Below are 13,133 nucleotides of genomic sequence, written 5' to 3'. Positions count from 1 at the left end.
GTCCGCCCCGGCCGGGCATCAAGGTTTCCTACCTCAGAGGAACAGAGTCACGATCGGGGGCCATATTAGGAGGACCGACAGCGCAAGCAGCTGGATCGCGATAAAGGGAAGGAAGCCCTTGAAGATATCCGTCAGCGAGATGTGGGCAGGTGCCACAGACTTCAGGTAGAAGGCCGCGGGGCCAAAGGGCGGCGACAGGAAGCTGACCTGCATGTTCATACAGAACACCACACCGAACCAGACCGCGACGTACTGCGAGGGCAGGCTGCCGACGAAACCGAGTTCCTCGACGGGCAGGCGCAGAACGATGGGCAGGAACACCGGCATGATCAGAAGAACGATGCCAACCCAGTCCATGAACATCCCCATGATCAGGAAGATGAACATCATCACAAAGATCACGCCCATGGTCGGCAGGTCAGAGCCCACGATCAGGTTCGCCACATAGGTCGGGCCACCGGCCAGAGTGTAGGCCGCCGCCAGCGCCGCTGCACCGATGGTCACCCAGATGATGGTGCCGGTCGATTTCAGGGTGCGCATCAGGCTGTCCCAGACGATGTCAAAGGTCATCTCGCCGCGCAGAAGGCTGATGGTGAACACGGCCACAACGCCCATGCCTGCTGCTTCGGTGATGCCGGTGATACCGCCATAGATCGAGCCCAGAACCACGCCGATCACGATGATCGGAGCCACCAGACCTTTGGACATTTCCCAACCGGCGGCGGTACGTTCACGGCCGACGATGAAGAAGACCACCACAAAGGACAGCACGAAGGCGCCGATCAGGTAGGGCAGGTCAGACACCATGCCAAGGAAGATGGGCTCTACGTTCTCGACCACTTTGTTGTCGCCGGTGACGGTGAAGAACAGGTTGCGCAGGATCAGCACGCCGACCAGCCAGATCGAGAGGCGAGCCAAGAAGCCCAGGAACATCAGGCCTTTTTCCTTGCCCTTGGGATCGTTGGGATCTTCGGGCGGCAGGGGGGCCATTTCCGGGTTCTTCAGGGTGCGGAACACGATGTAGATCATGAAGAACGACGCCAGCATGAAACCGGGCAGGAAGGACGCGGTGAAGAGCGCCTTGATCGAGGTTTCTGTGACCAGACCGTAGAAGATCAGAACGATCGACGGCGGGATCATGGTGCCAAGGCTGCCGGACGCACAGATGGTGCCGATGGCGAGGTTCTGGTTATAGCCCAGACGCAGCATCTGGGGCAGGGCGATCAGACCCAAGAGAACGACTTCTCCGCCGATGATGCCGGACATGGCCGCCATGATCACCGCCATCAGCGAGGTCACCAGAGCGATACCGCCACGGGTGCGCGACAGAAGCTGGTTCAGGGCCGAGTACATGTCCTTGGCGATGCCGGATCGTTCCAATAGCGCGGCCATAAAGATGAACAGCGGCACCGAGATCAGAACGTAGTTCGTCATCTGGCGATAGACCGCCTGACCAAGAACCGAGAACGGCCCTTTGCCAAAGGTTTTGAAGAGGATGTCCACGTCGAACTTCATGACCAGCGTCATGACCGCAAGGAAGGCGGACGCGAACCCCAGCGGCATACCGATCGCCAGCAGGGCAAACATGCCCAGAAGCAGGATCAGGCTGAGTGTACCGATATCAACCATAACTTATTTATCCTCCAGCGAACGACGCAGGGTTTCGATTTCGTGCTCGTCGATATCGTCGTGGCCGTGGTGTTCGGGGGCCTTGTTCCAGTCGGCGATCAAGTTCGAGACGGCCTGAATGGTCACAAGGACAATGATGATCAGAATGGCGGGTTTGACGGTGCCCGGAATGGCCGGATCCCACGCTGTGCCAAAGGTTTCCATGCGCATCATACGGGTCCATGCGTCGGCAAAGCCGCCCCAGACCAGCGCAAAGGTGAAGCCCACGATCAGCGCGACCGAAATCACGTCCGCGACCTTCTGCATCCAGCGGGGGAACATGTCATAGATCACGTAGATGCGGATGTGGCTGCGCTGCTGCATCGCATAAAGGCCCGCCAGCAGGAAGATGAACGACGCGATCCACAGCGACAGCTCGTTCGCCCACAGGGTGGGGCGGTTGAACGCGTAGCGCGAGATGACCTCGTAGAACATCACGATCACGCAGAAGGTAATCGAGACCATGGCAAGGCGCGAAGCGACCAGCGAAATGTAATCGAAAAAGCCGCTGGGACGGGTTTCGATCGCGCCCACTGTATCCGACAGGAACAGCGAGGCAAACAGAAGGGCCCCCGACAGCGAGAACAGCATCGCCTGTGCAAGAGGACGCCCTGCGGGGCGGATCATCTCGTACATGCCGATGGGTTCGGCAGAAACAAACTGGCCGACGATCAGAACCGCAAAGATGATCAGGGTCAGGATCGTAAAGCCGATCATGCCCATGCGCACCGGCGCTCTGAGACGCCCGAGCCAAACGCTCTGGTTCTCCATAGTTGAAATCTCCTTGCCTGAATCCCGCTCTGGCAGAGCATGGGTTTAAAAAAGGCGGGCCATATGGAACTGGCCCGCCCGACTGTCAGGCTATGGTGTCACGTTAAGTGAGTTACTGAGCGGAAATCAGGCCAAGCTCGCCCAGGTACTTGCGGTGGCTTTCGACCAGCGCAGCTGCCTCGGGGGTCTTGGCTGCCCAACCGTCCCATGCCTTCTGTGCTGCGGCACGGAAGTTGGCGCGGTCTTCTTCCGACCAGTCGTACAGGGTCACGCCTTTGGCCTTCAGCTCTGCTGCGGCTTCTGCGTTCTTCTTCTCGTTCGAGATGGCGGTGTGCAGCGACAGTTTCTGCATCGCGGTGTCCATGATGCGCTGCTGACCGGGGGTCATGCTGTCCCAAACGTCCTTGTTACAGGCCAGGTGGTCCGACGGCATCGAGTGGAAGCCGGGGTAGTTGGCGTGCTTGACGATGTCATACAGACCCAGACCAACGTTGTTGGCCAGACCCGATGCGTCCGCACCGTCGATGATGCCGGTTTCCAGCGCGGTGAAGATCTCGGTGAAGTCCATCACGATCGGGGTTGCGCCCATCTCGGTGAAGATTTCGGTTTCCAGACCCGGAGGCGAACGGAACTTCCAGCCCTTCAGGTCTTCGGGGCCTGCGATCGGCTTGGACGAGGACAGCGATTCCTGACCATAGATCCACCAGCCAACGAGCTGCATGCCGTATTCGTTGTACAGCGACTGGGCTGCTTCATAGCCGCCGCCGTAATACAGCCACGACAGCTGCTGGTAGGGGGTGTCGTAGCCGCCCATGATGTCGCCCACGAACTGGAACGCGGGGTTCTTGCCGGTCTGGTAGGCACCGCCGGTCATGTCGCAGTCCAGAATGCCGTTGACGGCTGCGTCCCAGGTCTCGGTGGTGGCAACGACCGACGACGAGTAGAACATTTCAATGGTGATGCTGCCGTCCGACATGGTCTGGACGTCATCAACGAATTGCGCGGCCAGCTTGCCCGAGGGGTGCTCGGTTGCATAGTGGGTCTGGATACGCAGGGTAATGGGTTCAGCCATGGCTGCCGACGCGGCAATAGCGGTCAGAGCAGCAGTGGCAAGAAGCTTGCTGAGTTTCATAGTCATTGTCCTCCCTGGGCGGCCTCCTCTAGCCGCCTTGCTTTCGTTTGATCGGCTCCACCCGATCAGCGAATGGATGGTATACCATCCTGAATCGACGCTACTCAAAGCGTTCTTCACAATCAACGATTTTTGGTATACCAAATTCAAAAAAATGATCTAATGTGGTTACAGCCCAAGGGATGGGTCACGTAATACACTGATAAGTAACGGGTTTTAGCCTAGGGATGCCGGAAGAGACTTTGCCAGAACAGATCGCGCGCCAGCTGCGACGCGATATCCTAAGGGGGAAACTGCCCCCTGGTACCTCTATTAAAGAGCGGGACAATGCCGCCGAGATGGGGGTCAGCCGCACCCCCATGCGCGAGGCGATCCGCATTCTGGCACAAGAGGGGCTGGTGATCCTGCGCCCCGCCCGAAGTCCCATCGTAGCGCAGCCCTCGATCAAGGAAATCAGTGATCAGGTCGAGGTTCTGATCGCGCTGGAGAAATTGTCAGCGGAACTGGCCTGTAAGAACGCCACCGAGGCCGAGATCGACGCGCTGGCGGCGACGCTGGACTACATGGACAAGAACTTCGAGACCGCCGATCCCCTCGACATGTTCGAGACGGATATGGGGTTTCACGCGTCCCTGGCGCGCATGTCCCATAACGATGTGATTGCCGAACTGCACCGCACCTTGCTGGAGCGTCTGTGGCGCGCCCGCTATCTGGCCGCGCGCCGCCGCCGCAACCGCGAGCGGGTGATCGTGCAGCACGGAAGTATTGTGGATGCCCTGCGCAACCGTGATCGCGCCGCCGCTTTGGCCGCGATCGAGGCGCATCTGGGGCATCTGGACCGAGATATCCGGAACGTTCTGGCCCAAGAGGCCGAGGCCGCTCTGGCAACCGAGTGATTTGGAGGAGAAATCAATGAAATTGTTGCGTTTTGGCCCCGTGGGTCAGGAAAAGCCCGGCATTCTGGACGCCGACGGCAATGTGCGTGACCTGTCGGGCAAGTGCGCCGATTTCGCGGGTCAGGGCGTCTCGATCGAGGCGATTGACGCGATCCGCGCGATTGACGTGAACAGCCTGCCGGTGGTGGCAGAGCCGGGCCGCATCGGGTCCTGTCTGGCGTCTGTGCCGAACTTCTTCTGCATCGGTCTGAACTATGCCAAGCACGCCGCCGAAACCGGTGCCGAGCCCCCCAAAGAGCCGATCATCTTTAACAAAGCGACCTCCGCGCTGTCGGGTCCGTTCGATGACGTGGTGATTCCCAAGGGCTCGGTGAAGTCCGACTGGGAGGTCGAGCTGGGTGTCGTGATTGGCCGCGAGGCAAGCTATATCTCCGAGGACGAGGCGCTGGACCACGTGGCGGGTTACTGCGTGATCAACGACATGTCTGAGCGTGAATTCCAGATCGAGCGTGGCGGCACCTGGATGAAGGGCAAATCGGCCCCGACTTTTGGCCCGACCGGTCCTTGGCTGGTGACCGCCGATGAGGTGGGTGATCCGCAGACGCTTGCGCTGTCGCTGGATCTGAACGGCGAGACGGTTCAGAACTCGAGCACCGACGACATGATCTTCACCGTGAAACAGATCGTGGCCTATATGAGCCAGTTCATGAAGCTGCAGCCCGGTGACATCATTGCGACCGGTACGCCTTCGGGTGTGGGGATGGGCATGAAGCCCCAGCGTTTCCTGAAGGCGGGGGACACCATGACCCTGCGCATCGAGAAGCTGGGTGAGCAGAGCCAAGTGGCGGTTGCCTGCGAATAAGAGTTCCGGTTTCGGACTGGGTGAGGGCGTCCTGCGGGGCGCCCTTATTTGTTTGTGGGGCGTTTGGCGGGCGTTGGTGCGGTGGGTATTTTTGCCAAGATGAAGTCAGGGTTTGGTGCCGAGGTCTTGGTAAAAGCGTAGGAGGTAGCCGTCGGGGAGGGCCGCGATGAACTGGCGGTTGCCCTCTTGGCCCGCGGGGGTGCGGTACCATTTGTCCTCGAGCGGGAGGGGGATGGGCAGGTTGGCGGATTGAGCGGCGGCGTAGAGCGATTGCGCGTCGGTGACGCGGATTTGCAGGTTCAGGCCACGGCCGAGGGGCGGGGTCAGGTTACTGTCGAAATCGCGGCCCGTGCCGATCTGGTCGATCATGAGGTCAGCGCCCTCGCGGGTGAGGTAGGCGAAGCCTTCGTCGGGGCGCTCGTATTTGGTGGTGAAGCCGAGGGTGTGCAGGACGGATTGGGTGGCGCGCCAGTCCGTGACCGATAGTTCAGGGACCAGCGCGGGGGTCATGCGGTTCTACGCAGGAGGTAGATGTCCATGCACCAGCCGTGGGCGGCGCGGGCGGCGGCGCGGGTGTCTATGATGTCTTGTTGGACGTCAGCGAGGGGGCCTGCGCGGCGGATTTCGTTCTCCATCCCCGCATAGGCGGTCCAGTAGATGTGGATGCCCGTGGGATCGAGGTGCTGGAACGAGCAGGCGCCATCCAGCATGACGACGGCTGTGTCTGATCCTGCTGGGAAGCCGTTGTCGCGAATCTGGCGGCCGGTGGTGATGGTCACGGGGCCGTTGATTTCATTGAGCGGGATGGCGTGGCCCGCGGTCAGGGTCTGGATCGAGGTGATGCCGGGGATAACCTCGACCGTGATTTCGGTGGTTTTGGTCAGACGGTCCGCGATGCGCAGGGTCGAATCATAGAGCGAGGGGTCGCCCCAGACGAGGAAGCCGACAGTGCCGCCCTGCGGCAGGGTCGCCTGCATGGTTTGCAGCCAGATCTCGGCTATGGCGTCGTGCCAGTCGTTGACCTTTTGCCCGTAATCGCTGGTGGCTTCGTCGCGGATGGGCAGGGCGAAGTCGGCGATTTTGGGCTGGGTTGTCAGGATTCGGGTGCAGATTTCGTGGCGCAGGCCCGCCAGATCATCTTTGCCCGCGCCCTTGGTCGGGATCAGAATCGCGTCGACGCTGTTTAGAGCGTCGATCGCTTGGAGCGTCAGGTGCTTGGGGTTGCCTGTGCCGATGCCGACGAGTTTCAGGTGGTACATCGGTCAGTCCGCCAAAGGACCATAGAGGATCAGCGCGGGCTGGGTGCTGTCTGCCCCTTCGAGGCTGTCGGCCAGTTCGCGGATCGTGCTGCGGGTGAACTGTTGTTCGGGTTTCGACACCCCTTCGCACAGCATCGCGGGGGTCTCGGGGGGCATGCCTGCGCTAACCAGACGGTCCACCATCTTCGAGAAGGTGCGCTTGCCCATGTAGACCGCCGTGGTGCAGGTCGGATCGGCGAGGGCGGCGAGGTTCAACTGCTCGGGTAGCGCGCCGGTGACGTCGTGGCCTGTGACGAATTGCAGGCGGCGGGCGGTTTGGCGGCGGGTCAGCGGGATGCCCGCGCAGGCGGCCGCGGCCGAAGCGGTGGTGACGCCGGGGACGATTTCATAGGGGATACCGGCGGCGCGGAGGGCGGTGATTTCCTCTTCCAGACGGCCATAGATGCCGCTGTCGCCGGATTTCAGGCGGACGACTTTCAGCCCTTGGGCGGCGTAATCGACCAAGAGTTGGCTGACGTGTTCCTGTTTCGGGCTCGGGCGGCCTGCGCGTTTGCCGACGCCGACGAGTTCGGCCTCGGGTTTCAGGTCGTCGAGGATCGGCGCTGCGCCGAGGTCGTCGTAGAGGATCGCGTCGGCCTCTTTGATCAGGCGGGCGGCCTTGAGCGTCAGGAGTTCCGGATCGCCGGGGCCAGAAGACACAAAGTAAACAAAGCCGGTCATGTGGCCTCCGAAATCAGGTGAAAGAAGGTGCCGGTCGCGTTGCCGCGAATCGAGCCGGTTTCGGGCACTTCGGCGCCGTTGGCATCGGTGACGCGGGCCAAGGGCGCGTCGGGCTGGTCGAGAATGGTGGAATAGTGGAACTCGTGGCCGCGTAGGCGGGCGGCGGCGGAATAGCCGGGCATTGGGGCAGTCAGGTCGGCCAGACGGTAGCCCAGATGCATCTTGCGCTTTTCATAGCTGGTCACGAGGCCGAGGAGACCGGCCATTTCGTGACGCTCGCCTGCCTTGTCGATCAGGGCGGTGCCCATGGCCATGTAGCCGCCACACTCACCATGGATGGGGCGCGTTTCCGCAAATGATTTCAGTCCGTTGCGGAAGGTTGTCGCCGCGGCGATCTTGCCCGCGTGCAGCTCGGGGTAGCCGCCGGGCAGCCATGCGACATCGGCTGTGTCGTCGGGGGCCTCATCATTCAAGGGGCTGAATGGCAGGATCTCGGCCCCCGCTTTGCGCCAAGCGTTCAGCTGGTGCGGATAGACGAAGCTGAAGGCCGCGTCGCGCGCCAAGGCGATCCGCTGGCCGGGGGGCGGACAGGGGTTCGGGTCGATCGCGGGGGGCGTGGTTTGGGCGGCGGCGGCGCGCAGGGCGTTCAGGTCCACATGCTCGGCCACAAAGGCCGCGGCGGCGTCGAGGATGCGGGTGAGTTCGCTGTGCTCTTCGGCTTGGACGAGGCCAAGGTGCCGCTCGGGCATCTCGATCTCTTTCATGCGGGGCAGCGCTCCAAGGACGGGGATGCCGACCTGTTGCATGCCGACGCGAACGAGGGCTTCGTGACGGGGCGAGGCGACGCGGTTCAGAACCACGCCCGCCAGATGCACGTCAGGGCGCATGGCGGCGAAGCCTGCGGCGACGGCGGCAGCGGATTGCGCTTGGCCGGACACGTCGATCACCAGCACCACGGGCCAGCCCATCAGGGCGGCCATGTCGGCGCTGGCGCCGGTGCCAGTTTCGCCGGGGGATGCGACGCCATCGAACAGACCCATGGAGCCTTCGGCCAGCACCATGTCGGCGCCGTCGGCGGCTTGGACCAAATCGGCCAGCAGACCGCGAGGCATGGCCCATGAATCAAGGTTCACCGACACGCGGCCCGCCGCGGCGCTGTGGAACCCAGGGTCGATATAGTCGGGGCCGCTTTTGAACGGCTGGACGGTGACGCCCGCTTGGGTCAGTGCACGGCAGAGGCCCAGCATCAGGGTCGTCTTGCCGGTGCCCGATGCGGGCGCAGAGATCAGAAGGCCCTTGGGCAGCATCACTCGGTCCCCTCGGGAAAGCGGGGATCGGTGCCGATGGGGCGGTAGCGGCGGTCGTAGTCGGCCGCATAAAGGCAGGATTCGTCGAAATCCGTGGCCCCGAGCGCGTGGCCGACCATGATCAGGGCGGTGCGGCCGCGCTCGCCTTCGGTGGCTTCGATCACGGTGCCGAGGGTGGCTTTGATGATCTTCTGATCCGGCCAAGTGGCGCGCCAGATGATTGCGACGGGGCAATCAGAGCCATAGGACGGGGACAGGCGTTCGACGACTTCTTCCAGCACGTGGACCGACAGGTGCACGGCGAGGGTCGCGCCGGTTTTGGCGAAGTTTTCAAGGGTTTCGCCATCGGGCATACTGGACGCGCGGCCCGAGGTGCGTGTCAGGACCAGCGATTGCGCGACGCCCGGCAGGGTCAGTTCCGCGCCCAAGGCAGCAGCGGCGGCGGCAAAGGACGGCACGCCGGGGGTGACGTCATAGGGGATGCCCTCGGCCCGCAGGCGGCGCAGCTGCTCGCCCATGGCCGACCAGACCGACAGATCGCCCGAGTGCAGACGGGCAACGTCTTGGCCCGCGTCGTGGGCAGATTTGATCTCGGCGATGATGTCGTCCAGCGACATGGGGGCGGTGTTGATGATCCGCGCGCCTTCGGGGCAGTGGTCCAGCAGGGCTTCGGGCACCAGCGAGCCCGCATAGAGGCACACGGGGCAGGACGCGATCAGGTCGCGGCCGCGCAGGGTGATCAGGTCGGCGGCGCCGGGGCCTGCGCCGATAAAGTGGACGGTCATGCGTCTGGTCCTTCAGCAATTGCGGCGGTGGCCATGCCATCGGTCGAAGTTACGCGGCGGTCTAGCAGATGCGCGTTCTCTCCGACAGCGGCAAGCGCGGCAGCTTCGGCCAAAGAGCCGGTGCCGTAGCGTTCCGCCACGCGGGGGGATTGGGTGATGGTGATTTCTTGTTTCAACTCGTCGAGCGGGACGGCAATCAGGGGCACGCCGAGGATTTCGGCGAGTTCCTTGATCTGGGGCGCATCGGCTTTGTCGGCGGCGGTGGCGATGGCGTCTACCGCGTGGCCCGTCTGGCTGAGCGCGTCTTCCAGCGATGCAGTGGGGGCCTCGGCGCGGAAGCCTATGCCGGCGATTTTCATCGGGTGACGCTCCATTGCAGGATCGGGCGGGCGGCGTTCCAGCCGCGCATCCGGCCCAAAGGGGCGGTTTCCGAAAGCTCGGCGCGCAGGAGGTGCCCGCCCTTGGCCGCGTGCCAGTTCATCAGCAGGCATTCGGTTTCCAGCGTGACGGCGTTGGCGACGATGCGGGTGCCTTCGGGCAGGGTTTGCCAAAGCTCGGTCATCAGCATGGCGCTGTTGCCGCCGCCGATGAAGACCGCATCGGGTTTGGCGTGGCCCTTGAGGATGTCGGGGGCCGCGCCGTGGACGGTTTGCAGGCGGTGGGACAGGCCAAAGCGTTCCGCGTTCTGGCGGATGTTGGCGCAGCGGGTGTCTTTGGGCTCAAAGCTGGTGGCGGTGGCGTTCGGGGCCGCCAGACACCACTCCAGCGCGATGGAGCCAGAGCCGCCGCCGATGTCCCACAGATGCTCGCCATAGCGGGGCGCGAGGGCCGAGAGGGTCAGGGCGCGAACGGGGCGCTTGGTCATTTGGCCATCGGACAGGAACATGCTGTCTGGCAGGCCGGACGCGCGGGGCATGCCCTTGGAGCCTGCGCAGTCGATGGCGACGGCGACGGGGGCTTTGATATCGGTTAGGTCGAAGCCTTGGGCGGTGGTGTGGCGCACGCGTTGGCGGGGGCCGCCGAGGCATTCCATGACCGTTATCTGGGACGCGCCAAAGCCGGTCTCGGTCAGATAGGCTGCCAGTTTCGCGGGGGCTTCGCCGTCGCGCACGGTGCAGATGGCGCGGACGCCGCGGCCAAGCACGGGGGTCAGGCGTTCGAACGGGGCGGCATGAAGCCCGAAGCACAGCGTTTCTTCGAGGCGCCAACCTTGGGTATTTGCCGCCAAGGCGAAGGTGGAAGGCGTGGGCACGCTGACCCACTCGTGGGATTCCAGATGCGGGATCAGCGAGCCGCCAGCGCCGAACCAGAAGGGATCGCCCGAGGCCAGCACCACCACCTGTTTGCCGCGCATGGCCAGAACGGGTTCGATGCTGAAGGGGACGGGCCACGGGTGGCCGCGATCACCAGCCTTAACCAGTTCCAGATGGCGCGGGCCGCCAAAGATCGCCTCGGCGCCCGCCAGTAATTTCCGGCTTGTCTCTGTCAGGCCATCCAGTCCATTTTCCCCCAGACCCAGAATGCTTACCCAAGGTTCAGACATGACACGCATCCTTGTTCTCGGTGGAACGACCGAAGCCATGAAACTCGCCGCGACGCTTTCCGATTGGGGCGTGGATGCGGTGTTCAGCTATGCGGGTCGCACGAATAATCCGACCATGCCCGCGCTTCCCGTGCGGATGGGCGGCTTTGGCGGGGTGCCGGGGTTGGTCCAGTACCTGCGGGACGAAGGCATCACCCATGTGGTCGACGCCACACACCCCTTTGCCGCGCAGATGAGCAATAACGCGGTGGTGGCCTGCGAAGAGGCGGGCGTGGAGCTGTGTGCGTTGGAGCGTGGCCCGTGGCGCAACAAACCCGGTGACAGCTGGAGCCATGTGGAGGATATGGCAGGCGCGGTCGAGGCGCTGCCCGAGAGCCCGCGCCGGATTTTTCTGGCCATTGGCCGCCAGTACCTGAGCGACTTTGCGGGCAAGCCCCAGCATTTCTACCTGCTGCGTTTGGTCGATGCGCCCGAGGGCGATCTGCCCTTGCCGAACGCGGTGGCCGTGCAGGCGCGTGGCCCGTTTACCGAGGCGGGCGACAAGGCGCTGCTGCAAGAGCACAAGATTGATCTGATCGTCGCCAAGAACTCGGGCGGGGTTGGCGCGCGCGCCAAGCTGGATGCCGCGCGGGAGCTGGGTATTCCGGTCATTCTGATCGACCGTCCCCATATCCCGACGCGCCCCATTATGCGGACCGTCACCGATGTGATGGACTGGCTGGATCATGCGCTCTCGGACGAAGTGGGCGCGTAACGCGGGGTATAAACGTGGGGGCCGACGCGGCGTGTGTCGGCATTCCCCACGATGACCACGGTGCGCATATCGGCCATGTCTTCGGTGGCCTCTCCGAGCGGAACGGTCAGCAGCTGCTGGCCGTCTTTTGTCACGTCTTTGCAGAACGAAATCAGGACGTTATCCCCCAGTTCTTCACGTAGAATGGTCAGGGCCTGACCGAACTGGAAGGGGCGCGATTTGCTGCGCGGATTGTAGAAGGCCATGGCGAAACCGGCTTGGGCGGCAAGGCGCAGGCGGTGTTCGATCAGGCTCCACGGTTTGAGGTTATCGCTGAGGTTGATCGCCGCGAAATCGTGGCCCAAGGGCGCACCGAGTTTCGAGGCCGCAGCCAGCATCGCGGTGATGCCGGGCAGAACGCGGATGTCCAAGCTGTGGTATTCGGGGTGGTTTTCCAGCGCCTCGAACACGGCAGAGGCCATGGCAAAGACCCCCGGATCGCCGCTGCTGACCACAACCACATGGCGCCCTTCGGCGGCCATTTGCAGGGCGTGGGTGGCGCGGTCCACTTCGACGCGGTTGTCAGACCCGTGCAGGGTCAGGCCTTCGCGGGGCTCGACGCGGGCGACATAGGGGAAGTAGCCGACGATGTCGGTCGCCACATCCAGCGCGGCGCGCACTTCGGGGGTCACGAGGTCTTCGGCGCCCGGCCCGAGGCCTGCGATAACGACGGAACCGGTCATGGGCGTCTCCCGTTGCCGTGGACGATGGCGATGCTGAAATAGGGGACGGTGTCGCCCACATCGGTCAGTTTCTGGACGGTCTGGTCGGGCATGGTGCCCCGTTCCACGAGCCACGCGTCCTGCAGTTTGCCAGCGGCCTCGAGGGCGCGTTTGACCTTGGGCAGGTTGCGGCCGATCTTCATGAACACCAGCGCGTCAGAGTCTTTGGCGCGGCGGGTCAATTCGTCTTCGGGCAGGGTCGCCATGCAGACGGTCAGCACGTCGTCGCCCCATGTGATCGGCTGGCCCGTGGCGGTCCAACAGCCGGACATGCCGGTGATGGCAGGGATCACATCGACTTCGCAGCGCGGTTTAAGGCGCGTGTATAAGTGCATGAAACTGCCGTAGAAAAATGGATCACCCTCGCACAGGACAACCACGTCGTCGGTGGCGGTCAGGGCGTGCAGGCGGTCGGCCCAGTCGTCATAAAACTCGGCCAGAACGCGGTTGTATTCGGGGTCGCTGAAGTGGATCTCGGTGGTGACCGGATACTCCATGGCGTGCTCGGTCACGGCGTCCGGCAACATGCCTTCGACGATGCGGCGGGCTTGGCCTTGGCGGCCTTCCTTGCGGAAATAGGCCACGTGGCGGGCGGTGCGGATCGTGCGATCCGACTTCACGCTCATGAGTTCGCGGTCGCCGGGGCCGAGGCCGACGCAGATGACCTTGCCCATC

15 protein-coding genes are annotated in these 13,133 nt (G+C 63.3%); 3 read left to right on the top strand and 12 right to left on the bottom strand.

Features of this window, described 5'->3' with window-relative positions:
- Window positions 1-33 precede the first annotated feature (33 nt).
- The 3 genes from HJ536_RS07550 to HJ536_RS07540 all read right to left on the bottom strand — a co-directional run bounded on the left by HJ536_RS07550 (window position 34) and on the right by HJ536_RS07540 (window position 3,571).
- Complete coding sequence (locus tag HJ536_RS07550; RefSeq protein ID WP_177157233.1) at window positions 34-1,629, bottom strand: TRAP transporter large permease; 1,596 nt, start codon at window positions 1,627-1,629, stop codon at window positions 34-36.
- A gap of 3 nt (window positions 1,630-1,632) precedes the next feature.
- On the bottom strand, window positions 1,633-2,439 hold the full coding sequence (locus tag HJ536_RS07545; protein ID WP_176855270.1) for a TRAP transporter small permease subunit: 807 nt from the start codon (window positions 2,437-2,439) through the stop codon (window positions 1,633-1,635).
- 112 nt (window positions 2,440-2,551) lie between these two features.
- Window positions 2,552-3,571, bottom strand: a complete 1,020-nt coding sequence (locus HJ536_RS07540; RefSeq protein WP_177157232.1) for a TRAP transporter substrate-binding protein — start codon at window positions 3,569-3,571, stop codon at window positions 2,552-2,554.
- Between the two features lie 242 nt (window positions 3,572-3,813).
- Between HJ536_RS07540 and HJ536_RS07535 the strand changes: the two genes are divergently transcribed.
- On the top strand, window positions 3,814-4,467 hold the full coding sequence (locus HJ536_RS07535; RefSeq protein WP_228028661.1) for a GntR family transcriptional regulator: 654 nt from the start codon (window positions 3,814-3,816) through the stop codon (window positions 4,465-4,467).
- A 16-nt stretch (window positions 4,468-4,483) separates the two neighbouring features.
- Window positions 4,484-5,329, top strand: a complete 846-nt coding sequence (locus tag HJ536_RS07530; protein WP_177157230.1) for a fumarylacetoacetate hydrolase family protein — start codon at window positions 4,484-4,486, stop codon at window positions 5,327-5,329.
- 105 nt (window positions 5,330-5,434) lie between these two features.
- Here HJ536_RS07530 and HJ536_RS07525 read toward each other — a convergent pair whose 3' ends face one another.
- The 7 genes from HJ536_RS07525 to cbiT are packed head-to-tail and all read right to left on the bottom strand — an operon-like array spanning window position 5,435 to window position 10,943.
- Entirely contained in the window at window positions 5,435-5,839 is a 405-nt protein-coding gene (locus HJ536_RS07525) for a bleomycin resistance protein (protein WP_177157229.1), read from the bottom strand.
- Window positions 5,836-6,588, bottom strand: coding sequence for a precorrin-6A synthase (deacetylating) (cobF, locus tag HJ536_RS07520; RefSeq protein WP_177157228.1), 753 nt, complete (start codon window positions 6,586-6,588; stop codon window positions 5,836-5,838). Before cobF ends, HJ536_RS07525 begins: the two co-directional genes overlap by 4 nt.
- Window positions 6,589-6,591: 3 nt before the next feature.
- On the bottom strand, window positions 6,592-7,308 hold the full coding sequence (gene cobA, locus HJ536_RS07515; protein ID WP_177157227.1) for a uroporphyrinogen-III C-methyltransferase: 717 nt from the start codon (window positions 7,306-7,308) through the stop codon (window positions 6,592-6,594).
- Window positions 7,305-8,615, bottom strand: coding sequence for a cobyrinic acid a,c-diamide synthase CobB (locus HJ536_RS07510; RefSeq protein WP_177157226.1), 1,311 nt, complete (start codon window positions 8,613-8,615; stop codon window positions 7,305-7,307). The genes cobA and HJ536_RS07510 overlap by 4 nt, the downstream gene beginning before the upstream one ends.
- Window positions 8,615-9,400: a precorrin-4 C(11)-methyltransferase gene (cobM, locus tag HJ536_RS07505; RefSeq protein WP_177157225.1), complete on the bottom strand. Its 786-nt coding sequence runs from the start codon at window positions 9,398-9,400 to the stop codon at window positions 8,615-8,617. The genes HJ536_RS07510 and cobM overlap by 1 nt, the downstream gene beginning before the upstream one ends.
- Window positions 9,397-9,759: a cobalamin biosynthesis protein gene (locus HJ536_RS07500; protein ID WP_177157224.1), complete on the bottom strand. Its 363-nt coding sequence runs from the start codon at window positions 9,757-9,759 to the stop codon at window positions 9,397-9,399. The genes cobM and HJ536_RS07500 overlap by 4 nt, the downstream gene beginning before the upstream one ends.
- A complete protein-coding gene (gene cbiT / locus HJ536_RS07495) occupies window positions 9,756-10,943 on the bottom strand; it encodes a precorrin-6Y C5,15-methyltransferase (decarboxylating) subunit CbiT (protein WP_177157223.1) in 1,188 nt (395 codons plus the stop codon). The genes HJ536_RS07500 and cbiT overlap by 4 nt, the downstream gene beginning before the upstream one ends.
- Here cbiT and HJ536_RS07490 point away from each other — a divergent pair.
- Window positions 10,942-11,697 carry a cobalt-precorrin-6A reductase gene (locus HJ536_RS07490; RefSeq protein WP_177157222.1) on the top strand — a complete coding sequence of 252 codons (756 nt, stop codon included), beginning with the start codon at window positions 10,942-10,944 and terminating at the stop codon, window positions 11,695-11,697. The genes cbiT and HJ536_RS07490 overlap by 2 nt on opposite strands.
- Here the strand turns inward: HJ536_RS07490 and cobJ are convergent.
- Entirely contained in the window at window positions 11,667-12,419 is a 753-nt protein-coding gene (gene cobJ / locus HJ536_RS07485) for a precorrin-3B C(17)-methyltransferase (protein WP_177157221.1), read from the bottom strand. The two genes, HJ536_RS07490 and cobJ, sit on opposite strands and share 31 nt — an antisense overlap.
- Window positions 12,416-13,132: a precorrin-2 C(20)-methyltransferase gene (gene cobI / locus HJ536_RS07480; protein WP_177157220.1), complete on the bottom strand. Its 717-nt coding sequence runs from the start codon at window positions 13,130-13,132 to the stop codon at window positions 12,416-12,418. The genes cobJ and cobI overlap by 4 nt, the downstream gene beginning before the upstream one ends.
- Window position 13,133 lies beyond the last annotated feature (1 nt).

This window comes from Donghicola mangrovi (genome assembly GCF_013377535.1).
Taxonomy (GTDB): Bacteria; Pseudomonadota; Alphaproteobacteria; order Rhodobacterales; family Rhodobacteraceae; genus Donghicola; species Donghicola mangrovi.
This window is presented reverse-complemented; position numbering and strand designations above follow the sequence as displayed.

What these genes read in the sequence shown, in the direction of transcription:
- HJ536_RS07500 (WP_177157224.1), bottom strand. Translation starts at nt 9,759, where the DNA reads ATGAAAATCGCCGGCATAGGCTTCCGCGCCGAGGCCCCCACTGCATCG.
- HJ536_RS07530 (WP_177157230.1), top strand. Translation starts at nt 4,484, where the DNA reads ATGAAATTGTTGCGTTTTGGCCCCGTGGGTCAGGAAAAGCCCGGCATT.
- cobF (WP_177157228.1), bottom strand. Translation starts at nt 6,588, where the DNA reads ATGTACCACCTGAAACTCGTCGGCATCGGCACAGGCAACCCCAAGCAC.
- HJ536_RS07490 (WP_177157222.1), top strand. Translation starts at nt 10,942, where the DNA reads ATGACACGCATCCTTGTTCTCGGTGGAACGACCGAAGCCATGAAACTC.
- cobI (WP_177157220.1), bottom strand. Translation starts at nt 13,132, where the DNA reads ATGGGCAAGGTCATCTGCGTCGGCCTCGGCCCCGGCGACCGCGAACTC.
- cobA (WP_177157227.1), bottom strand. Translation starts at nt 7,308, where the DNA reads ATGACCGGCTTTGTTTACTTTGTGTCTTCTGGCCCCGGCGATCCGGAA.
- cbiT (WP_177157223.1), bottom strand. Translation starts at nt 10,943, where the DNA reads ATGTCTGAACCTTGGGTAAGCATTCTGGGTCTGGGGGAAAATGGACTG.
- HJ536_RS07550 (WP_177157233.1), bottom strand. Translation starts at nt 1,629, where the DNA reads ATGGTTGATATCGGTACACTCAGCCTGATCCTGCTTCTGGGCATGTTT.
- HJ536_RS07540 (WP_177157232.1), bottom strand. Translation starts at nt 3,571, where the DNA reads ATGAAACTCAGCAAGCTTCTTGCCACTGCTGCTCTGACCGCTATTGCC.
- cobJ (WP_177157221.1), bottom strand. Translation starts at nt 12,419, where the DNA reads ATGACCGGTTCCGTCGTTATCGCAGGCCTCGGGCCGGGCGCCGAAGAC.
- cobM (WP_177157225.1), bottom strand. Translation starts at nt 9,400, where the DNA reads ATGACCGTCCACTTTATCGGCGCAGGCCCCGGCGCCGCCGACCTGATC.
- HJ536_RS07525 (WP_177157229.1), bottom strand. Translation starts at nt 5,839, where the DNA reads ATGACCCCCGCGCTGGTCCCTGAACTATCGGTCACGGACTGGCGCGCC.
- HJ536_RS07545 (WP_176855270.1), bottom strand. Translation starts at nt 2,439, where the DNA reads ATGGAGAACCAGAGCGTTTGGCTCGGGCGTCTCAGAGCGCCGGTGCGC.
- HJ536_RS07510 (WP_177157226.1), bottom strand. Translation starts at nt 8,615, where the DNA reads ATGCTGCCCAAGGGCCTTCTGATCTCTGCGCCCGCATCGGGCACCGGC.